This is a genomic window from Micromonospora sp. RHAY321 (genome assembly GCF_023896955.1).
Lineage (GTDB): Bacteria > Actinomycetota > Actinomycetes > Mycobacteriales > Micromonosporaceae > Micromonospora.
On record NZ_JAMHIW010000004.1, the window covers coordinates 221569 to 242667 of the forward strand.

Consider the following 21099-nt stretch of genomic DNA (forward strand, 5'->3'; position numbering starts at 1 on the left):
GCGTCGAAAAGGCACTAAAGCCCCGGTGGCGTCCATTGTGGTGGATGGACCGGCGGCCACCGGAGGCGTCGCGTCGGACATCTCGTACTATGGCGCTTTCCGACAGCGACTGCGAAGCGATCGGGGTGCGGATCAGGTGATGCCAGGCCGCCGGTACGGCAGAGGTCTCGCCGTCCTGCTCAGTGCGCTGCTGGCCGGCACCGCGTGCGGTCCGGTCGCCGACCGCAAGCCACGGGACCTGCGGGTCGGCTACGACAGCCTGGACGGGTCGCTCGCGGTGTGGCCGCCCCGGGGTGACCTGGCCGCCGACACCACGGCGACGGCGGCGGTGACCGACGCGGTGCGCGACTGGCGGTCACCGGTCGACGACCGGGCGCACCTACCCTCGTCCGGCATCCTCTTCTCCGGCCGGATCGACGGTGCCCCGGTCGCCCTGGTCGCCGCCGACGTGCCCGGTGAGAGCGCCTCCTGGCTGCTGCAACTCACCCGCGACGGCGACCGGTACGCGGTCACCCGCGCCACCGAGTACACCGACCCGGGCTACCTGGTCTACTCCGACGTGCTGCCGGTGCACACCGCCGGCGGCCGGCGTTACCTGGTCTCCGCCCGGGTGCAGACGCTGCTCGGGCCGCAGGGCCGGGCGCTGACCGTCGCCGACGGCCTCAGTGCGCCGGTCGCCGTGCCGGCCTGCACGGCCGTTCCGGTGACCGCGACCCTGCGGGCCACCGAGTCGCTGCCCCGGGGCCGGGCCGCCGACCGGCTGCTCGACCTGGGCACGGGCACCACCGATCCGCGCTATCCGCTGGTACGCGACGACTCCGGCACCGGCCGGCGGGCACTCACCGGCCTGGACACCTGCGTGCTGGCCGGCGAGCGCGGTCCGTTCGGCAGCATTCCGCGCCGGATCGGCGACCGGGACGCGCCGCGCTCGGTGCCGACGTCCTGGCCGATGGCGAAGCTCACGGTCCGCTCGCTCGGCGAGGTCGCCCTCGGCGGGGGCGAGGCAGCCGAGTTGCAGCAGCTCAGCTGGGACACCGACGCCGGCACGATGACCGCGGTGATCTACCGCCCGGCGGACGGGAGCGCGCCGGTGGTCTCGCCGGCCGACCGGGCCACCCCGTTGCAGACGTACCAGCTTCCGGTGCCCGGCCAGCCGCTGGTGGTGCTCAGCTGGCGGGCCACCCGGGACAGCTCACTCTCCGTCCCGCCGGGCACCCCGCTGCTGGTCGAACGCCCCGGCCTGGTGGTCGTCCCCGAACCATCCCGCACCCAGACCTTCAGCCTCGCCGCCACCGACAAGACCCACTACCGCTCGGTGACCCCCCGCTGACCTCTCCCCCGACACGACGGCGGGCGGCTCCCGAGGGAGCCGCCCGCCGTGTGCGGTGCGTGGCGTTCTAGTTCTGGGCCGGGGTTCTGGTGGGGGTCAGGCGGTCCGGGGTGGCGTCCAGGCCGGAGATCCAGCCGGTGACGTTGCGGGCCACGTCCTGGGCGGTCAGGCCCAGGTCGGCGAGGATCTGCGCGCGGGTGCCGTGCGGGTGCCAGTCGGCCGGCACGCCCAGGTCCTTGAGTGGCACCCGGACGTCGGCGTCGCGCATCGCCTGGCCCAGCGCGTCGCCCACGCCACCGACCCGGACGCCGTCCTCGACGCTGACCACGAGCCGGTGGCCGGCGGCCAGCTCGACCAGCTCCGCCGGGATCGGGCGGACCCACCGCGGGTCGACCACGGTGACGCCGTAACCCTGCTCGGCGACCCGGGCGGCCACCTCCATGCCCAGCTGGCCGAAGGAGCCGACGGCGACCAGCAGCACGTCGGTACGGGCCGACTCGGCCAGCACGTCGACCGGGCCGACGCGGCGCAGCGCCGGCAGGTCGGCGGCGACCGCGCCGGTCGGGAACCGCACCACGGTCGGGCCGTCGTCGACGGCCAGCGCCTCGCGCAGCTCCTCCCGCAGCGTGGCGGCGTCGCGGGGAGCGGCGATCCGCAGCCCGGGCACCACCCCGAAGACCGACATGTCCCAGATGCCGTAGTGGCTGGGGCCGTCCGGGCCGGTGATGCCGGCCCGGTCCAGCACGAAGGTCACCGGCAGCTTGTGCATCGCCACGTCCAGCAGGACCTGGTCGAAGGCACGGTTGAGGAAGGTGGCGTAGACGGCGACCACCGGGTGCAGCCCGCCCAGCGCCAGCCCGGCCGCCGAGGTGGCGGCGTGCTGCTCGGCGATGCCGACGTCGTACACCCGCTCGGGGTACTTGCGGGCCAGCTTGGCGATGCCGGTCGGCTCGGCCATGGCGGCGGTGATGCCGACCACGTCCGGGCGCTCGTCGGCGACGGCCAGCAGCTCGTCGGCGAAGACGTGGGTCCACTTCACCGAGGGTGCGGCCAGCAGGGCTCCGGTCTCCACGTCGAAGGCGCTGCCGGGGCCGTGCAGGCAGTCCGCCTCGTCCTCCTCGGCCGGGCGGTAGCCGTAGCCCTTGCGGGTGACCGCGTGCACGATCACCGGGCCGCCGAAGTTCTTGGCCGCCCGCAACGCCGACTCGACCGCCGCCACGTCGTGCCCGTCGACCGGGCCGACGTACTTGATGCCGAGGTCCTCGAACATGGCCTGCGGGGCGACCGCGTCCTTGATGCCCTTCTTGACCGCGTGCAGCACCTCGTACATCGGTCGGCCGACCAGCGGCGTGGAGCCGAGGGCGTCCTTGACCGTGTCGAGGACCTTCTCGTAGCCCGGGTTGAGCCGCAGCGACGAGAGGTGGTCGGCCAGCCCGCCGATGGTCGGGGCGTACGAGCGGCCGTTGTCGTTGACCACGATGACGAGGGGGTTGCCGGCGGTGGCGATGTTGTTCAGCGCCTCCCAGCACATGCCGCCGGTGAGCGCGCCGTCGCCGACCACGGCCACGACGCTGCGCGCCTCGCCCCGCAGGGCGTACGCCTTGGCCAGGCCGTCGGCGTAGGAGAGCGCGGTGGAGGCGTGCGAGTTCTCGATGAGGTCGTGCTCGCTCTCGGCCTGGCTGGGGTAACCGGAGAGGCCACCGCGCTGGCGGAGCTTGTCGAAGCCGGCCTGGCGCCCGGTGACGATCTTGTGCACGTACGCCTGGTGGCCCGTGTCGAACAGGAGCCGGTCGCGGGGGGAGTCGAAGACGCGGTGCATGGCCAGCGTCAGCTCGACCACACCGAGGTTGGGCCCGACGTGCCCGCCGGTGCGGGAGACCTTGGCGATCAGGAAGTCCCGGATCTCGGCGGCGAGGACGTCCAGTTCCTCGCCGGACATCCGCTTGACGTCCTGCGGACCGCGGACCGTCCCCAGCAGCCGGCCGTGGTTGGCCGTGTCCTCTTCAACGCTCATGACCGCAGAGTCTATCGGCCCTCCGGTACTCCGCAGCCCGGCACCGAACCAGGCGCACCCGCGCCCGCCCGCTGAGCGCCCGCTCAGACCCCGGTCGGCCCGTCTCCGGGCGACCCGGCCGAGCGCCTGCTCAGGGCCGGATCCGCAGCCGGCGCGGCGGGTGGGCCGGCCTGCCGGGGTACGCCGGACCCGCCGGCGTCCAGGAGCCGAGCAGCGCGCCCCGGGTGGCGCCGGTCACCGACGGGATCGACCCGGGCAGCCCGTGCCAGGACAGCCAGCCGAGCAACGCGAAGGCGTACGCCTCCTTGGCCTGAGCGGGCACACCCAGCTCGTCGGTGCCGCGCAGCCGCCACCGGCCGGCGCCCAGCGCGGCGAGCCGGCCCAGCAGGGTGGGGTTCCGCACACCGCCGCCCGCGGCGACCACCTCGGTGACGTGGTGCCGGTCGCACTCGGCGGCCACCACCCGCGCCGTCAGCTCGGTCAGCGTGGCCAACAGGTCGTCCACCGGCACCGGCTCACCGAGCGCGGCCAGCCGCCGGTCCAGGTAGCCGGCGTGGAACAACTCCTTGCCGGTGGACTTCGGCGGCGACGCCGCGTAGTAGGGCTCGGCCAGCAGCTCGGCGAGCAGGCCCGGGTGCACCCGGCCGGCCGCCGCCCGGGCACCGTCGAGGTCACACGGCAGGTCCAGGAAGCGCCGGGCCGCCGCGTCGAGCAGGGCGTTGGCCGGGCCCACGTCGTACCCGAGCACCGGCGCCCCGGGCGCGACCACGGTGAGGTTGGCGATGCCGCCGAGGTTCAGCGCCGCGCGCGGCGCGGCGGCGCCGTCGGCCTGTTCCAGCAGCAACGCGTCGAAGGCCGGCACCAGCGGCGCGCCCTGCCCGCCGGCGGCGATGTCCGCCGAGCGCAGGTCGCTGAGCACCGGTACGCCGACCCGGGCGGCAACCCGGGCGACCGCGCCCAGTTGCAGGGTGCCCCGGGCCACCCCGTCGGCGACCCAGTGGAAGACCGTCTGCCCGGGCGAGACCACCACGTCGGCCCGCCCACCGGCGAGTTCCAGGCCGACCGCCGCCGCGTCGGCGAAGACCTCGCCGAGGCGGTTGTCGAGCCGGCAGACCGCTTCGATGGTGGTGGCCGCCGGTGGCAGCAGCGCGGCGATCTCGGCGCGCAGCCGCTCGTCGTAGTCCAGGCCGCGGTGCCCCAGCGGACGCAGCCACAGGGTGTCCCCCTCGGCGGTGAACTCCGCCGCCACCACGTCGACCCCGTCGTACGACGTGCCCGACATCAGCCCGACGACCGTCATCGGGTCGAGGTGGCCGGGCCCCCGCGTCGGGTCGCTCATGCCGGCGGGAGCAGCAGGCCGACCAGCTCGACGTGCTGGGTCATCGGGAACAGGTCGAAGCCGCGCAGCGCGGTCAGCCGCCAACCGAGCCCCGTGAAGGTGCGCACGTCGCGGGCGAAGGCGGCCGGGTCGCAGGCCACGTACGCGATCGCCCGGGGGCCGGCGGCGGCCAGTGCCCGGACCACCGGCGCGCCCGCCCCGGCGCGCGGCGGGTCGAGCACCACCACGTCGACCGGGCCGGTGATCCGTCGGCGGGCCAGCGCGGTCTCCACGCGGGCCGACACCACCTCGACCCGGGGCAGGTCGGCGAGGTTCTCCTTGGCGGCGGCGACGCCCTGCGGCGCGGCCTCCACCAGGGTCACCCGGCCGGTCTCGCCGACCCGGGCCGCCAGCCCGGCGGCGAACAGCCCGGCACCGCCGTAGAGGTCCCACGCCACCTCACCCGGTCGCGGGTCGAGCAGCTCCAGCACGGCCGCGGACAGGGTGTCCGCCGCCGCCGGGTGCACCTGCCAGAAGGCGGACGCGGGCAGCGTCCAGTCCCGTCCGGCGGCCACCTCGCGGACCACGGCCGGCCCGCTCACCGGGGTGGTCGCCCCGTCGCGGACCTCCGCGACGGTCACGTCCCCGCCGGTGCTGGCGACGGTCTCCACCGCCTCGGCCGCCGGCCAGCGCGCGCCGCTGGGCGTGAGCACCGGCAGTTGCTGGATGGCGGGGTGGGCGATGCGGCAGTGGTCGATCGGCACCACCTCGTGCGAGCGGTGCTTGAGCAGGCCCGCCCGGTCCGCGGCGTCCACCGCGTAACGGACCCGGGAACGCCAGCCCAGCGGCCCGCCGGGCAGCGCCTCGACCCCGACGCCGAGCCGGTCCAGCTCGTCGTCGGTCAGCCCGCCGAGGCGGACCAGTTGCTCGCGCACCACGGCGGTCTTCCAGGCGAGCTGCGCGTCGGGCGCGACGTGTTGCAGGTCGCAGCCGCCGCAGGCGCCCGGCTTCGCGAACGGGCAGGGTGGCTCGGCCCGGTCCGGGGAGGCTTCCAGGACGGTCACCGCGTCGGCCCGGACGAACCCCCGGTGCACCTCGGTGACCTCGGCGATCACCCGTTCACCGGGCAGCGCGTGCCGGACGAAGACCACCTGCCCGTCGACCCGCGCCACGCAGTGCCCGCCGGGGGCGACCGCGTCGACGGTCAACTCGACCTGCTCCGCCTCGGCCAGCCCCCGCTCCGGCAGGGGTGTCACGGCCCGTGCGCCCGGCTCAGTCACGGCCGGTCCCCACCGGGCCACCGTCGACCGGCCCACCGTCGCCCGGCGGCGTGGAGACCACCGGCGGCAGGGTGCCGCGCGGGGCCACCCGTGGCCCGCGCGCCGGGGTACGGGACAGCGTGGCGTCCAACCGGTCCAGGTTCTTGCTCGCGGTCGAGGCGAGCTGCCACGGAACGCTGACCACCATCACCCCCGGCTCGAAGAGCAGGCGACCCTTGAGGCGCAGGGCGCTCTGGTTGTGCAGCAGGTTCTCCCACCAGCGCCCGACCACGTACTCGGGGATGAAGACGGTGACCACGTCCCGGGGAGACTTGCGGCGGGTGGAGGCGACGAAGTCCAGGATCGGCCGGGTGATCTCCCGGTACGGCGAGTCGATCACGGTGAGCGGGATGGCCATCTCCCGCCGCTCCCACTCGACCTGCAGGTCCCGGGTGTCCTTGTCGTCGACGTTGACCGTCACCGCGGTCAGCGTGTCCGGGCGGGTGGCCCGGGCGTACGCGATGGCCCGCAGGGTCGGCTGGTGCAGCTTGCTGACCAGCACGATCGCGTGGTTACGGGCGGGCAGCACGGCGCGGCCCTCGTCCGGCGGGGTCAGCTCCCGCGCGACCCGGTCGTAGTGCCCACGGATGGCCAGCATCAACAGGTAGATCACCGCCATCGCGGCGATCGCGATCCAGGCACCGAGCAGGAACTTGGTGACCAGCACGATCACCAGCACCGTGCCGGTCAGGCCCATGCCGAAGGTGTTGATGGCCCGGGAACGGTGCATCCGGCGGCGCGCCTCCGGGTCCCGCTCGGTCCGCAGGTGCCGGTTCCAGTGCCGGATCATGCCGGCCTGGGAGACGGTGAACGAGACGAAGACCCCGACGATGTAGAGCTGGATGAGCCGGGTCACCTCGGCCTGGAAGCCGACGATCAGCACGATCGCGAAGAGCGCCAGGAAGACGATGCCGTTGGAGAAAGCCAGCCGGTCGCCCCGGGTGTGGAACTGCCGGGGCAGGTAGCGGTCCTGCGCGAGGATCGAGCCGAGCACCGGGAAGCCGTTGAACGCGGTGTTCGCGGCCAGGAACAGGATCAGGGCGGTCACCCCGGCCACCACGTAGAGCAGGATCGACCCGGAGCCGAAGACCGTCTCGCCGAGCTGGGTGGTGACAGTCTTCTGCACGTACCCCTCGGGGCCGGAGACGATCTGGAGGGCCGGGTCCTCGACGAACTGCAGGTGGGTCAGCCGGGCCAGCCAGATGATCCCGACCAGCATGCTCACCGAGATGGTGCCGAGCAGCAGCAGGGTGGTGGCGGCGTTGCGGCTCTTCGGCGCCTTGAACGCCGGCACCCCGTTGGAGATCGCCTCGACGCCGGTGAGCGCGGCGGCGCCCGAGCTGAACGTCCGCAGCAGCAGGAAGATCAGCGCGAAACCGGTCACGCTGTGCTCGGCCTGGATCACCAGATCGGCGCTCGGCGCGCGGAGGTCGTCGCCCAGCACGAAGACCCGGACCAGCCCGGTGAGCAGCATCCCGCCCATCACGATCACGAAGCCGTAGGTGGGGATGGCGAACGCGGTGCCCGACTCGCGCAGGCCGCGCAGGTTCACCGCGCTCAGCAGCACCACCGCCGCCACCGCGATCATGACCTTGTGGGTGGCCACGAACGGCACCACGGAGCCGAGGTTGGCCACCCCGGAGGAGACCGACACCGCCACCGTGAGCACGTAGTCGACCAGCAGGGCGCTGGCCACGCCGACGCCGAACTTCGGGCCGAGGTTGACCGTGGCCACCTCGTAGTCGCCACCGCCGGAGGGGTAGGCGTACACGTTCTGCCGGTAGCTGGCGACCACGGTCAGCATGACCACGACCACCGCCAGCGCGATCCACGGCGAGAAGACGTACGCCGAGGCGCCGGCGATGGAGAGGGTCAGCAGGATCTCGTCGGGCGCGTACGCGACGCTGGACAGCGCGTCGGAGGCGAACACGGGCAGCGCGATGCGCTTCGGGAGGAGGGTGTGCTGCAGCCGGTCGGACCGGAACGGTCGACCGAGGAGCAACCGCTTCAACAGCGAGGTGGAACTGGCCACGAACGCCAAGAGTACGACCACCACGGCGGGAACGCGGGGGTGGGCGATCATCGGTCACCGGCGCGACGGGGTACGGTCGGTCCCCGCTCCCGTCCCGGACGTGGCAGGCTCGCACTCGAAGGGCCACCGGCAGCGGGAGCGGTACGCACCTTGGGAGGGACAGCGTGCACGTCGTGATCATGGGATGTGGCCGGGTCGGGTCGACCCTCGCCCACAGCCTGGAGTCCCGGGGGCACTCGGTGGCGGTGATCGACCAGGACGCCGACGCCTTCCGGCGGCTCGGCCCCGACTTCGCCGGCATCACGGTGACCGGGGCGGGCTTCGACGGCGACGTGCTGCGGCAGGCCGGCATCGAGCGGGCGGACGCCTTCGCGGCCGTCTCCAGCGGCGACAACTCCAACATCATTTCCGCCCGGCTGGCCCGGGAGACGTTCGGTGTGTCCCGGGTCGCGGCCCGCATCTACGACCAGCGCCGGGCGCAGGTCTACGAGCGGCTGGGCATCCCCACCGTGGCCACCGTGCGCTGGACGGCCGACCGGATGCTGCGGCACCTGGTGCCCGAGGGCAACGTGGAGATCTTCCGCGACCCGACGAGCACGGTGTCGATCGTCGAGGTCCCCGTGCACAAGGACTGGATCGGCCGGTCGGTGCGGGCGCTGGAGGACAGGACCGGAGCGCGGGTGGCCTACCTCATCCGCTTCGGCATCGGCACGCTGCCCACCGCCTCGACCGTCGTGCAGGAGGGTGACCAGGTCTTCATGCTGGTCAGCGACGACATCGTGGCGACGGTCACGTCGGTGGCGGCGACGCCGCCGGAAGGGGGGCACTGAGCCATGCGGATCGCCATCGCGGGCGCCGGCAACGTGGGTCGCTCGATCGCCCAGGAGCTGATCGAGAACGGTCACCAGGTGATGCTGATCGAGCGCCAGCCCAAGATGCTGCGCCCGGAGCGGGTGCCGGCCGCCGAGTGGGTGCTGGCCGACGCCTGCGAGTTGACCAGCCTGGAGGAGGCCAACGTCGCGGGCTGCGACGTGGTGGTCGCGGCGACCGGCGACGACAAGGTCAACCTGGTGGTGTCGCTGCTGGCCAAGACCGAGTTCGCGGTGCCCCGCGTGGTCGCCCGGGTCAACCGGGCCGAGAACGAGTGGCTGTTCACCGAGCAGTGGGGCGTGGACGTCGCGGTGAGCAAGCCGCGGGTGATGGCCGCTCTGGTCGAGGAGGCGGTCACCGTCGGCGACCTGGTCCGGCTGATGACCTTCCGGCAGGGCGAGGCGAACCTGGTCGAGATCACTCTGCCGCCGACCGCGCCGTACGTCGGCCAACCGATCCACGCCGTGCCGCTGCCCCGGGACTCCGCGCTGGTGGCGATCCTGCGCGGCAAGCGGGTCCTGGTGCCCAGCCCGGACGACCCGATCGAGGCCGGCGACGAGCTGGTCTTCGTCTGCACCGCCGAGGTGGAGGACGACGTCCGCGCGGTGATCCTCGGCGCGGACAGCGTGGAGCGGACCCGCGGCTCACGCTGAGCCGCGCGGGGCGCTCAGGCGCCGGGCAGCGGGGTGGGTTGCGGCTCCCGGGTGACCCGGCGCACCGTCCAGACCGTGATCAACAGCAGCAGCGCGTACGGCGGGTAGCCCAGCGCCAGCCGGGCAACGCCCAGCGCCGTGTCCTGGTGGGCCAGGTAGAGCCCGGCCTGCACACCCACCTTGGCCAGCCAGACGACGCCCCAGAGCACGGTCAGCTGGGTGAAGGTACGCACCAGCTTCGGGTCGTCGCGCCACTCCGAGCGGCCCTTGGCCACCAGCACCGACCAGATCCAGCCGACCAGCGGCTGCCGGATGGCCGCCGAGATCAGCAGGGCGATGCCGTAGCCGATGCCGTAGAGGATGCCGGGGAGATAGAAATCCCGCTCGTCACCGGTACGCCAGGCGATGGCGGCACCGATGCCGACGCCGAAGAGCCCGTTGACGGCGTGCCGGATGGGCCGGCGCTGGGCCAGCCGCAGCCCGGCGATCACCAGCGCAACGGCCACCGAGGCGATCACCGCGGGCCGCAGCTCACCGATGATGTTGGCGATCACGAAGACCACGACCGGGATGCTGGACTCGACGAGCCCTCGCCACCCGCCGAGCTGGTCGGCCATCTGCTCGGCGATCGACGGTAGCCGCTCGTCGTCCTGGGAGCCGGTCTCCGGCTGTGCCGCCCGGTCCTGTCCCGTCGTCATCGCCGGCCTTCCGTCCGCAGCGCCGTCACTTCGGCGAGTCCAGCTCGTAGTACGGGTTGTAGATGACCTTGCGGTCGTCGCGCACCGCCACCCGGCCGCGCGCGGTCAGGTGTCGGCCAGGCTCGATGCCGGCGATGTGCCGCCGGCCCAGCCAGACCAGGGTGACCACGTCGCTGCCGTCGTACAGGTCGGCCTCGAGGGTCGGCAGGTTGGTACGGGGCGTGTAGACCACCGTCCGCAACCGGCCGGCCACCGAGACCAGTTGGCCCCGGGAGCACTGCTGGGCCGGGACACCGCCGCACTCGGCGCTCTCCCTCCGCAGCTCCCGCGCGTCGATTTCGGCCTCGCTGGCGGTGAACCGCTCCAGGATCCGCCGCAGCGACACCCGGCTCTCGTCGGTCATCATGACCTCCGCGTCACCCTCTCCACGCTCACCGGCCTCGGCCAGCATCGGCCGGCCCCGGCGACGCCGGAACCGTGCCGCCAGCGTACGCCGACAGGGCCGGTCCCGGCGGGCCGGTGCGTGCGGGTCAGACCTGGCGCGGCTCGGCGGGGGCGGACGCGTCCCCCGCCTCGGCACCGGCCTGGTCGGCGATCTCCTTGGGCAGCCGCAGCGGCAGCGGCTCACGGACCGGTTTCGCCTCCTGGCCCCGGTCGACCACCAGGCCGTCCAGGCACTCGGCGAGCGGCCCGGCGGTGGCCGGGTCGGTGGCGACCGGGCCCTGGAACACGCCACGGACCATCCAGCGCGGCCCGTCGACGCCCACGAAGCGCAGGTTGGTCGGGCCGTCCTGGGTGTTCACCTGGGCGTGCAGCTCGGGGCCGTACTCGCCGTCGACCTCCTGCGCGGTGGCGCCGTCGCGCAGCAGCGACTGGCGGATCTCCTCGCGCACCTCGTCCCAGATCCCCTCGGAGCGGGGGGCGGCGAAGACGCCGAGCTGCAGGGCGTTCTCCCCGTGCACCAGCACCACCTGCTGGACCACGCCCTGCGGGTCGGCCTGCACCCGCACCTCGACCTCGGGGACCGCCGGGATGTGCAGGCTGCCCAGGTCGAGCCGCTGCACCTCGTCGTCGACCTCGGAGATGTCGTACGGGCCGCGTTCCAACGCCGGCGTCGACTCCTCGGCGCTGTGGTTGCCGACCTCGGTGGTCCGCTCGTCGCGGGCCTGCCGCCCGGCACCGGCCCGCTTTCGGGAGAAGATCACTGCGCCCACCCTCCGCTGTTCACACTCACCCTGCCACCTCTTCCGTCCGGCCTCGGCCCGACTCGTCCCGCCGCTGCTCGACCCGGTCCTGACCCGCCGGCGACGGCACCAGCCCGGCGTGCCCGCCGGTGGAGCCGTGCCCGCCGGTCCCGCGTCGGGACCCGGGCAGCTCGGCCACCGGCTCGAACCGCGCCCGCGCGACCCGCTGGACCACGAGCTGCGCGATCCGGTCGCCGCGGGAGATCTTCGCCGGAGTTTCCCGATCATGGTTGATCAGGTTGACCAGGATCTCACCCCGGTAGCCGGCGTCGACCGTACCGGGCGCGTTGAGCACCGTCACGCCGAGCCTGGCCGCCAGGCCGGAGCGGGGATGGACCAGGCCCACGTACCCCTCCGGCAGCGCGATGGCCACGCCGGTTGGCACCAGAGCCCGGCCCCCGGGCGGCAGTTCCACGTCCGCGGCCGACACCAGGTCGGCCCCGGCGTCGCCGGGATGGGAGTACGCGGGCAGCGGCAGCTCGGCATCGAGCTGGCGTACGGGCACGGGTACGACGTCCGTCACAGGTCTCCTCTTCCGTCCGGTTTCATCGGGGTGACCCTGCCATCCTGCCGGTTACCCGGGCCGCCGTGCGCCGTACCCTCGCAGGAGTGAGCATGTCGCCTTCTCCGTCCGCCGGTCAGCCGCCGGTCGCGGCCCGCACGGCGTACGCCGAACGGCTGGATCTGCCCTGGTGGCTGTGGCTGGCCGGGTTGGTGGCGGCCGCGCTGCTGGCCGTCGAGATCTGGATGGGCGCCGCCGGCGTCCGCGCCTGGCTGCCGTTCGCGGTGCTGCTGCCGGCCACCGCGGCCGGGCTGTGGTGGCTGGGCCGGATCCGGGTCGCCGTCGTCGACTCCGAGCTGCGGGTGGACGACGCCCGGCTGCCGGTGCGCTTCGTGGCCGACGTGGTGCCGCTGGACACGGCCGGCCGGCGTGAGGTGCTCGGGGTGGGCGCGGACCCGCTCGCCTTCGTGGTGCAGCGGCCGTGGATCGGCGGCGCCGTGCAGGTGGTGCTCGACGACCCGGCCGACCCGACCCCGTTCTGGGTGGTGAGCACCCGGCGTCCGGTCGAGCTGGCCGAGGCGCTGCTGAGCGCCCGGGACGCCCGGCCGCGCGCCGACCACCCGGCCGGCGAGGCGGGCTGACCGCACCGGCCTCAGGTGCCGGTGGGTGGGCCGGGCAGGGCCTGCGGTGGTGCCGGACGGGCGATGCCCCGGCGGTGCAGGTCGACCCGGAGCTGGTCGGCCATCTGCCGGGTGGCCCGGCGGTTGAGGAAGCTGGCCACCGCCGCGCCGGTGAGGAACGGCCCGAGCGTGGTGAGGTTGCGCCCGAAGCGCCGGAGCAGCGTGTCCCGCAACTCCTTGCGTGCGGCGGTGCCGAGCACGGCGCCCACCCCCACGCCGGGCACCATCGGGTTGACCCCGCGCTGGGTGGCCCAGGAGTGAATCAGGGCGACCGCCCGTTGGCTGCCACTGCTCGGCAGTGTCACGCCGTGCACCTCGTGCAGCTCACCGACCAGCTTCAGCTCCACCGCCACCACGGCGACCGTCTCGGCGGCGAGCAGCACCGGCGCCGAGAGCAGGGTCGGGGCGACCGTCCACTCGACGGCGGCGACTCCCCCACCGGCGGCGCCGATCCCGGCGGTGGTCCGGGCGGCGTTGCGGATCAGCCGCTCGGACAGGGCGTCGTCGTCCAGGCCGGGAAAGTGCTGACGCAGGGTCGCCAGGTCCCGCACCGGTAGGTGCGGGGCGATCTCGGCGACGGTGTCGACCATCCAGCGCACGGCGGCGCGCGGCTTGAACAGGTCGGAGATCCCGCGGGCGCGGGCCTGCCCGACCATCCGGGTCAGCAGTTGACGGCGCCGGGCCGGTTCGATGTCGTCGGCGGTCAACGCCGCGACGGTGGCGCCGAGATCCTCCGCGCCGCCGTCGGTGGTGTCGCCTCGATCGCTCATGGCTCGAACCTCCCGGTGCTCTGAACTACCCGCTACGAGTCAAGCAGGTACCCAGCGGTGCCGCACGGCTACACCGGCAGCGGCGGCCCCGTTCAGGAGGCCGCCGCTGGTGTCGTGAGTGTCAGACGCACTCGCGGCAGATCAACTCGCCGTTACGCTCGACGGCCAGCTGGCTGCGGTGGTGTACCAGGAAGCAGCGGGCACACCGGAACTCGTCCTGCTGCATCGGTAGAACCTTGACCGTGAGCTCCTCGTCGGCCAGATCGGCACCGGGCAGCTCGAAGCTCTCGGCTACCTCGGCCTCGTCGACGTCCACCGCGCCGGACTGTGAGTCGACGCGCCGGGCCTTGAGCTCTTCCAGGCTGTCCTCGCCGAGGTCGACCTCGTCGCGACGCGGGGCGTCGTAGTCGGTGGCCATCGGTTTCACTCTCCCATATCGATGTTGTCGCTTCCGGTTGTAACGCCGGACGACGCTGTTTCGGTTCCGCTGGCCGGCCACCAGTTGTGTCGGGCACCCGACCCGGGGACCGAACGGGTCGGGGACCGCTGGGGCGACTCCCCTGCGAGCGCGGAACCTTACCCCCCCTTTGGGCGAGGCATGTATACCGCCCTTGCGGCTGAGATGTACGCCCCCGCACGCGAAGTTGTTCCCAATGTGATTCAGGCGACACGAAGATAGGGGTAGTAGTACCCGGTTCGCGGTCGGCGCGCCGGCATGTCGGACTGTTTCCACGCGACGGCCGGACAACCGTTAACCTCAGCGGCGTATTCGACGGCCCCCGGTCAGTGCGATCGTTGGCGGCCGCCGCCACCCACCTGAGGTCCCGGGAGCGCCCAGATGAGTTTTGCGCGAGTGCGAGCACTCGTCGTCGTCGGTCTGCTCGGGGTGCTGGCCCTGGCCTTCGTGGTCACGGCGATCGTCCGCGACAGTCAGGGCAACGCGGGCACGGCCCAGGGGTGCCCGGACGGCTGGCCACTGGCCGACCTCGCCCTGCGCGAAACCAAGGACGTCAAGATCAACGTGTTCAACGCCACGGACGAGCCGGGCCGGGCCGGCGCCGTCGCGGACGACTTCCGCAACCGCAAGTTCCAGGTGCAGAAGGTCGGCAACGCGCCCAAGGGGATCGACGACGTGGCCGTGCTGCGGTACGGCCCCAAGGGCGTCGGCTCGGCCCACCTGCTGCAGGCGTACTTCCTCAACAACGCCGAGCCGGACTACGACGAGAAGCGCACCGACGACACCGTGGACGTGGTGCTGGGCAACAGCTTCCAGCAGCTCGCCACCACCACCGAGGTCAACCAGTCCCTCGGCGACCTGGGCGCCCCGGAGGCACCCAAGGGCTCCTGCCCGTCCCCCGCCGCCGACAAGTGACCCCGTAGCCGGGCCGATCACCGGGGTTGCGGTCAGGGCCCGCCGGCGGCGTCGAGGGCGGCCAGCCGGTCGTGCAGCGGCGTGAAGAGCGCCGGTGGGGCCGCGATCACCAGGTCCGGGCCGGGCGCGCCACCGTCCAGGCCGGCGACCCGCACGCCCGCCTCGGCGGCCACCAGGCCGCCGGCCGCGAGGTCCCAGGCGGCCAGACCCTTCTCGAAGTACGCGTCGAGCCGCCCCTCCGCGACCAGGCAGAGATCCAGCGCGGCGGCACCGAGCCGGCGGATGTCCCGCACGTGCGCGATCAGCCCGGCCACCACCCGTGCCTGGTGCGCCCGGCGACCGGCGTCGTAGCCGAAGCCGGTGCCCACCAGCGCCTGCCCCAGGTCGGCCTCACCGGAACAGCGCAACCGGACGCCGTCACGCCAGGCGCCCCCGCCGGCCGTGGCGGTCCACTCCTCGCCGGTGCTCACGTTGCGCACCACGCCGGCGACCACCACCCCGTCCACCTCGACGGCGAGCGACACCGCGCTGTACGGCAGCCCGTAGAGGTAGTTGACCGTGCCGTCGATCGGGTCGATGATCCATCGCACGCCGCCCGGCCCCACCGGCCCGGTGTCCCCCGTGCCGTACTCCTCCCCGAGCACGGCGTCGCCCGGCCGCAGCCGGTGCAACGCGTCGAGCACCTGCCGCTCGACCGCCCGGTCCGCCGCGGTGACCACGTCGGTTACCGTGCTCTTGGTCGCCGCGACCGAGACACCCTCGACCCGCATCCGGTACGCGGTGGCCGCGGCGTCCCGCGCCACGTCCAACGCGATCGCCAACAGTTCGTGCGGTGACGGCACCGAACGGTCCATCCCAGGTCCCCTTCCCGCACGACCGGGGCTTTCCGGCTCACGCGCGAGTATCATCCTTACAAAGTCCACATCTGCGCCGATTTGGCGGTCCCCAACCGTCGTTACGCCGTGCGGCGCAGGATGATCGCCGCAGACGGCGTTACAATTCACCCCTGCGCCCACGCGCCCCGGACCGCCGACCACCGGCCGGCCCGGGACACGGGGGTCCCTCAACCACATCGCCCGGCCTGTTGCCCCACGCTGCGCCGGACGACCCGGCCGTACCCGCTCTTCGCCTCCGGAAGGTCATTCGTGACAGAACCCCGCCAGACCGGCGCCGACGTTCGCTCGCTCACCGACACCCTGATCGCCCACGCGCAGAGCGCCGGTGGTCAGCTCACGTCGGCCCAGCTCGCGCGCACCGTCGAGTCCGCCGAGGTGACTCCGGCCCAGGCCAAGAAGATTCTGCGGGCGCTCTCCGAGGCGGGAGTGACCGTGGTGGTGGACGGCTCGGCGAGCACCCGCCGCCGCGTCGCCGCGGCCCGCTCGACCACGCCGGCGTCCCGGGCCACCACCGCAAAGACCACCAAGAAGGCCGCCGCGCCGGCGCCGAAGCAGGCGCCCGCCTCCGACGAAGCGCCGTCGACGCCCGCTCCGCGGAAGGTGGCTGCGGCCAAGGCCACCGGCAGCACCGCCGCGGCGGCGACGCCCGCGAAGGCAACCCGGTCGACCCGGGCCACCAAGGCGACGGTCGCCGCGGCTGCCGGCGCCAAGCCGGTCAAGGCCGGCGGCAAGGCCAAGGGCGAGGGCGCCGAGGGTGAGATCGACCCGGAGGAGCTCGCCGCCACGATCGAGGACGTGGTTGTCGAGGAGCCGGCCGAGCTGGCCCAGGCCGCCGAGACCGACGCCGCCGCCTCGGCCACCGACAACGACTTCGAGTGGGACGACGAGGAGTCCGAGGCGCTCAAGCAGGCCCGGCGCGACGCCGAGCTGACCGCCTCCGCCGACTCGGTCCGGGCATACCTGAAGCAGATCGGCAAGGTCCCGCTGCTCAACGCCGAGCAGGAGGTGGAGCTGGCCAAGCGGATCGAGGCCGGGCTCTACGCCGCCGAGCGGCTGCGCGCGGCCGACGAGGGCGAGGAGAAGCTCACCCGGGAGATGGTCCGCGACCTGGGCTGGATCTCCCGCGACGGCGAACGCGCCAAGAACCACCTGCTGGAGGCCAACCTCCGCCTGGTGGTGTCGCTGGCCAAGCGGTACACGGGACGCGGCATGGCCTTCCTGGACCTGATCCAGGAGGGCAACCTCGGCCTGATCCGCGCGGTGGAGAAGTTCGACTACACCAAGGGCTACAAGTTCTCCACGTACGCCACCTGGTGGATCCGGCAGGCGATCACCCGCGCGATGGCCGACCAGGCCCGCACCATCCGCATCCCGGTGCACATGGTCGAGGTCATCAACAAGCTCGGTCGCATACAGCGCGAGCTGCTCCAGGACCTGGGCCGTGAGCCCACGCCGGAGGAGCTGGCCAAGGAGATGGACATCACACCCGAGAAGGTGCTGGAGATCCAGCAGTACGCCCGGGAGCCCATCTCACTGGACCAGACCATCGGCGACGAGGGCGACAGCCAGCTCGGTGACTTCATCGAGGATTCCGAGGCCGTGGTCGCGGTCGACGCCGTTTCGTTCTCGCTGCTGCAGGACCAGCTCCAGCAGGTGCTGCAGACGCTCTCCGAGCGTGAGGCGGGTGTGGTACGCCTGCGCTTCGGCCTGACCGACGGCCAGCCCAGGACGCTCGACGAGATCGGTCAGGTCTACGGGGTGACCCGGGAGCGGATCCGGCAGATCGAGTCCAAGACGATGTCCAAGCTGCGTCACCCGTCCCGGTCGCAGGTCCTCCGGGATTACCTGGACTGAGCGGGTTTCGTCAACCGAACGTGTCGTTTTGACCACCTGGTGTGCAACGCCAGATGGTGATCGTCCGGATGCACGAATGTGATCGTTGACGTGGCACCCTGGGTGCACGGCACACTGTCCCTGCCATGTGTGACCTCGGTCCCCCGCGGGCACACAGGGAAGGCAGCGCCTGGCAAGGGTGTTGCACGATAGGTGAGCAACGACCGAAGAGATTGTTCATCGGTGACGACCAGAGGAGGAAGGCGATGACCCCGACCCTCACGCCGCCGCCCGAGACGGTGGCGCCCCCAGCCGCCGATGAACGGTGCGACCGCTGCAATGCTGCCGGCAAGCTCCGGATCACTCTGGCGGGTGGGAGCGAGTTGGTGTTCTGTGGGCACCACGCGAACAAGTACGCGGAGGATCTCGTGAAGATCACCGTCCGGTTCGCGACGGACCCCGAGTTCAGCTGGCGTGGCGCCGATCTGATGGCGAACTAAATCCGCAACCCGACATAGCCGGCCGGAGACACCAGACGGTGTCTCCGGCCGGCTTTCTCTGCCCCGGCGCCCGCCCCGCGCCAGGATCGTGCTCGATCCTGGTTGTAGTGGTGTCGGCGGCGGGGAGACCACTACGTCCAGGATGTTGCACGATCTTGGCGAACCCGCAGATGGTGCCGGTGGGGTCAGAGGGTCTGCACGGTGGCGATGCGTTCTTCGAGCTGCTCGATGGTGGCCTGGGCGCTCGGCGGGCCGCCGCAGAGCCGACGCAACTCGGCGTGGATCTTGCCGTGCGGCTGGCCGGTGCGGTGGTGCCGGGCGGCCACCAGAGCGTTCAGCTGGCGCCGTAGCGCCACCCGGCGCTGGGCGGCGCTCATGGGTGCCGGCGGCGCGGCGGCGGGCGCAGCGGCCGGCTGAGCGGCCCCCTCGGCGGTACGACGGCGTTGGGCGGCGAGTTGGGCGGCCTGGCGCTTGGTCAGCAGCAGGGAGACCTGGTCGGCGGTGAGGAGGCCGGGCAGGCCGAGGTACTCCTCCTCCTCGGGCGTGCCGGCCTGGGCCGCGGTGCCGAACGACGCCCCGTCGAAGATCACCTGGTCCAGCTCGGCGGTGGCCGAGAGCGCGGCGAACCGCTTTTCCAGCTCCCCGCTGGCCTGGTCGTCGCGCTGCGCCCGTTCCAGCAGGTCGTCGTCGAAACCGTCGGATTCCTTCGGCTTCCCGAGCACGTGGTCCCGCTCGGTCTCCATCTCGCTGGCCAGCCCGAGCAGGTGCGGCACGCTGGGCAGAAAGACCGACGCGGTCTCCCCCGGCCGGCGTGCCCGGACGAACCGGCCGATCGCCTGGGCGAAATAGAGCGGGGTGCTGGCACTGGTGGCGTAGACGCCGACGGCGAGCCGCGGGATGTCCACCCCCTCGGAGACCATCCGCACCGCCACCAGCCAGCGCTGCTGGGACGCCGCGAACGTCGCGATCCGGGCGGACGCGCCCAGGTCGTCGGAGAGCACCACGGTGGCCTTCTCGCCGGTCACCTGCTCGATGAGCTTCGCGTACGAGCGGGCGGACTGCTGGTCCGTGGCGATGATCAGCCCACCGGCGTCGGCCATCCCGGCGTTGCGCAGCACGGTGAGCCGGGCGTCGGCGGCCCGCAGCACCTGCGGCATCCAGTCCCCGGCCGGGTCCAGCGCGGTACGCCACGCCTGCGCCACCAGGTCCTGGGTCATCGGCTCGCCGAGCCGGGCCGCCAGCTCCTCGCCCGCGTTGGTCCGCCAGCGGGTCTCCCCGGAGTAGGCCAGGAAGAGCACCGGCCGGACCACCCCGTCGCGCAGCGCGTCGGAGTAGCCGTACACGGAGTCGGCGCGGGAGCGCAGCAGCCCGTCACCGCCCCGCTCGTAGCTGACGAACGGGATCGGGTTGTCGTCGGAGCGGAACGGCGTCCCGGTGAGCATCAGCCGGCGTACGGCGGGCTCGAAGGCGGCCTTCACGCCGTCGCCCCAGGTGCGGGAGTCGCCGGCGTGGTGGATCTCGTCGAGGATGACCAGGGTGCGCCGGGTCATGGTGCGCCGCCGGTGCACCTGCGGGGCCATACCCACCTGGGCGTAGGTGATCACGGCGCCGTGGAAGTCCGCCGCGGAGTGCACGTCGGCGTTGCGGAACGCGGCGTCGAGTTGGATGCCCACCCGTGCGGCGGCCTCGGCCCACTGGTTTTTCAGGTGCTCGGTCGGCGCGACCACGGTGACCGCCTCCACCGTGCCGTCGCCGAGCAGCTCGGCTGCGATCCGCAGGGCGAAGGTGGTCTTGCCGGCGCCGGGCGTGGCGACCGCGGTGAAGTCCTCGGTGCGCCGGCGCAGGTACTCCACCAGGGCTTTGCGCTGCCAGGCGCGTAGTGCCGGGAACGTCTCGAGCACCGGCGTCCGGGCTGCCACGCGAAGCTCCTCTCCGACCGCACGATGGCGGACCCCGGGCGAGGGCCACGTGTGCCGCCGCCCATGAAAACGCCTCCGCGCAGAAGCTGCCGCGAAGGCCGACTCAGCATAACCAGCGCGAGCGCTGCGGCCCAGGCGACGCCACGCTGGTCACATCCGCCACCCCCGCCCGTCGGAGGGCCGAGCGCCTCACCACTCCCGGTCGGTACGCGGATCCGCCGCGTCGGAACGCGGCGGCCGCAGGGCCGCCACCGGGGCGGACCAGCGCCGGCGCAGCGCGACCAGGCGCAGCCCGAAGACCAGCACCGCGGCGGCGGTGAGCGGCACGGGCCCGGTCTGCCCGGTCACATACAGGAGCACCACCGCGACCGAGCCGACGAGCGCGGCCACCGCGTAGATCTCCCGGCGCAGCACGACCGGAATCTCGGCGGTGAGGAGATCCCGGCCGAGGCCGCCGCCGATCGCGGTGAGCATGCCGATCAGGCAGGCACCGACCGCCGGCACCCGGGCGTCGAGCGCCTTGAGCGTGCCGGTCACGGTGAACAGCCCGAGGCCCGCCGCGTCCAGCACCAGCACGGTGGTGCGCAGCCGGGCCAGCTGCGGATGCAGCCAGAAGACAGCGAGGGCGGTGATCGCGGCGGTGGCCGCGTACCGCCAGTCGGCGAAGGCCAGCGGTGGCACCTCGTCGATGACCAGGTCCCGGAAGATCCCGCCACCGAGGGCGGCCACGAAGCCGACGAACGCGACCCCGAACAGGTCGAGTCGTTTGGCCACCGCCGCCGACGCCCCGGAGGCGGCGAACACCGCCACCCCGGTCAGGTCGGCGAGGAGCAGGGCGGTGGAGGTGGTCACCGCCGCAGGCTACGTCGCCGGCCGGGACGCCGGCCGATGTTCACTCGCGGTACGAGTCGTAGATCTCCTTGCACTTGGGGCAGACCGGAGAACCCGGCTTGGCCGCCTTGGTGACCGGGAAGGTCTCCCCGCAGAGCGCCACGACGTAGGTGCCCATGACGGCACTCTCGGCGATCTTCTCCTTGCGGACGTAGTGGAACATCTCGGGACCGGTGTCGGCGTCCTTCAGCTCCGGACGCTCGAGAACCTCTGTGCTCACGTCTGCACCTCCAACCGTCAAGTTTGGCAGGTCATCAC

General features: G+C 73.0%; 21 protein-coding genes. 7 read left to right on the forward strand and 14 right to left on the reverse strand.

The genetic code is table 11. From position 1 onward, the window contains the following. Positions 1-136: 136 nt before the first annotated feature. The gene (locus tag M8C17_RS12150; protein ID WP_374558163.1) at positions 137-1330 is read left to right on the forward strand and encodes a hypothetical protein; all 1194 of its coding nucleotides are present in this window, start codon (positions 137-139) and stop codon (positions 1328-1330) included. A 67-nt stretch (positions 1331-1397) separates the two neighbouring features. Here the strand turns inward: M8C17_RS12150 and dxs are convergent, their stop codons facing one another. The 4 genes from dxs to M8C17_RS12170 form a co-directional block, all read right to left on the reverse strand. Then, positions 1398-3344 (reverse strand): 1-deoxy-D-xylulose-5-phosphate synthase, encoded by a 1947-nt coding sequence (gene dxs / locus M8C17_RS12155; protein ID WP_252416538.1) that lies wholly within the window; start codon positions 3342-3344, stop codon positions 1398-1400. 130 nt (positions 3345-3474) lie between these two features. Beyond that, positions 3475-4683, reverse strand: coding sequence for an anhydro-N-acetylmuramic acid kinase (locus tag M8C17_RS12160; protein WP_252416539.1), 1209 nt, complete (start codon positions 4681-4683; stop codon positions 3475-3477). Further along, entirely contained in the window at positions 4680-5909 is a 1230-nt protein-coding gene (locus tag M8C17_RS12165; protein ID WP_252416778.1) for a class I SAM-dependent RNA methyltransferase, read from the reverse strand. Before M8C17_RS12165 ends, M8C17_RS12160 begins: the two co-directional genes overlap by 4 nt. A gap of 25 nt (positions 5910-5934) precedes the next feature. Continuing rightward, on the reverse strand, positions 5935-8013 hold the full coding sequence (locus M8C17_RS12170; protein ID WP_252416540.1) for an APC family permease: 2079 nt from the start codon (positions 8011-8013) through the stop codon (positions 5935-5937). A 164-nt stretch (positions 8014-8177) separates the two neighbouring features. Here M8C17_RS12170 and M8C17_RS12175 point away from each other — a divergent pair, with 164 nt between their 5' ends. Together M8C17_RS12175 and M8C17_RS12180 are read left to right on the forward strand one after the other, a co-directional pair. After that, a complete protein-coding gene (locus M8C17_RS12175; protein WP_252416541.1) occupies positions 8178-8843 on the forward strand; it encodes an NAD-binding protein in 666 nt (221 codons plus the stop codon). A 3-nt stretch (positions 8844-8846) separates the two neighbouring features. After that, on the forward strand, positions 8847-9536 hold the full coding sequence (locus M8C17_RS12180) for a TrkA family potassium uptake protein (RefSeq protein WP_252416542.1): 690 nt from the start codon (positions 8847-8849) through the stop codon (positions 9534-9536). Between the two features lie 14 nt (positions 9537-9550). Here M8C17_RS12180 and M8C17_RS12185 read toward each other — a convergent pair whose 3' ends face one another. The 4 genes from M8C17_RS12185 to dut form a co-directional block, all read right to left on the reverse strand. Continuing rightward, a complete protein-coding gene (locus M8C17_RS12185; protein ID WP_252416543.1) occupies positions 9551-10234 on the reverse strand; it encodes a DUF3159 domain-containing protein in 684 nt (227 codons plus the stop codon). A 25-nt stretch (positions 10235-10259) separates the two neighbouring features. Then, complete coding sequence (locus M8C17_RS12190; RefSeq protein WP_252416544.1) at positions 10260-10640, reverse strand: OB-fold nucleic acid binding domain-containing protein; 381 nt, start codon at positions 10638-10640, stop codon at positions 10260-10262. A gap of 124 nt (positions 10641-10764) precedes the next feature. After that, complete coding sequence (locus tag M8C17_RS12195; protein ID WP_252416545.1) at positions 10765-11439, reverse strand: DUF3710 domain-containing protein; 675 nt, start codon at positions 11437-11439, stop codon at positions 10765-10767. 25 nt (positions 11440-11464) lie between these two features. Next, complete coding sequence (dut, locus tag M8C17_RS12200; protein ID WP_252416546.1) at positions 11465-12001, reverse strand: dUTP diphosphatase; 537 nt, start codon at positions 11999-12001, stop codon at positions 11465-11467. 86 nt (positions 12002-12087) lie between these two features. On the opposite strand from dut, the gene M8C17_RS12205 reads away from it, so the two are divergent. Then, the gene (locus M8C17_RS12205) at positions 12088-12621 is read left to right on the forward strand and encodes a DUF3093 domain-containing protein (RefSeq protein ID WP_374558168.1); all 534 of its coding nucleotides are present in this window, start codon (positions 12088-12090) and stop codon (positions 12619-12621) included. Positions 12622-12632: 11 nt separating this feature from the next. Here the strand turns inward: M8C17_RS12205 and M8C17_RS12210 are convergent, their stop codons facing one another. Both M8C17_RS12210 and M8C17_RS12215 read right to left on the reverse strand, forming a co-directional pair. Then, a complete protein-coding gene (locus M8C17_RS12210) occupies positions 12633-13430 on the reverse strand; it encodes a hypothetical protein (protein WP_252416548.1) in 798 nt (265 codons plus the stop codon). 121 nt (positions 13431-13551) lie between these two features. After that, a complete protein-coding gene (locus M8C17_RS12215; protein ID WP_007075406.1) occupies positions 13552-13848 on the reverse strand; it encodes a DUF4193 domain-containing protein in 297 nt (98 codons plus the stop codon). Between the two features lie 435 nt (positions 13849-14283). Here M8C17_RS12215 and M8C17_RS12220 point away from each other — a divergent pair, with 435 nt between their 5' ends. After that, a complete protein-coding gene (locus M8C17_RS12220; protein WP_252416779.1) occupies positions 14284-14802 on the forward strand; it encodes a LytR C-terminal domain-containing protein in 519 nt (172 codons plus the stop codon). 32 nt (positions 14803-14834) lie between these two features. Here M8C17_RS12220 and M8C17_RS12225 read toward each other — a convergent pair whose 3' ends face one another. Beyond that, a complete protein-coding gene (locus tag M8C17_RS12225) occupies positions 14835-15656 on the reverse strand; it encodes an inositol monophosphatase family protein (protein ID WP_252416549.1) in 822 nt (273 codons plus the stop codon). Positions 15657-15947: 291 nt separating this feature from the next. Between M8C17_RS12225 and M8C17_RS12230 the strand changes: the two genes are divergently transcribed. Beyond that, complete coding sequence (locus M8C17_RS12230; RefSeq protein WP_252416550.1) at positions 15948-17552, forward strand: RNA polymerase sigma factor; 1605 nt, start codon at positions 15948-15950, stop codon at positions 17550-17552. 245 nt (positions 17553-17797) lie between these two features. After that, entirely contained in the window at positions 17798-18031 is a 234-nt protein-coding gene (locus tag M8C17_RS12235; protein WP_074474066.1) for a hypothetical protein, read from the forward strand. Positions 18032-18216: 185 nt separating this feature from the next. Here the strand turns inward: M8C17_RS12235 and M8C17_RS12240 are convergent, their stop codons facing one another. The 3 genes from M8C17_RS12240 to M8C17_RS12250 form a co-directional block, all read right to left on the reverse strand. Then, entirely contained in the window at positions 18217-19950 is a 1734-nt protein-coding gene (locus tag M8C17_RS12240; RefSeq protein WP_252416551.1) for a DEAD/DEAH box helicase, read from the reverse strand. Positions 19951-20139: 189 nt separating this feature from the next. Beyond that, entirely contained in the window at positions 20140-20802 is a 663-nt protein-coding gene (locus M8C17_RS12245; protein ID WP_252416552.1) for a trimeric intracellular cation channel family protein, read from the reverse strand. Positions 20803-20842: 40 nt separating this feature from the next. After that, a complete protein-coding gene (locus tag M8C17_RS12250; protein ID WP_088946800.1) occupies positions 20843-21061 on the reverse strand; it encodes a DUF3039 domain-containing protein in 219 nt (72 codons plus the stop codon). Positions 21062-21099: the final 38 nt, after the last annotated feature.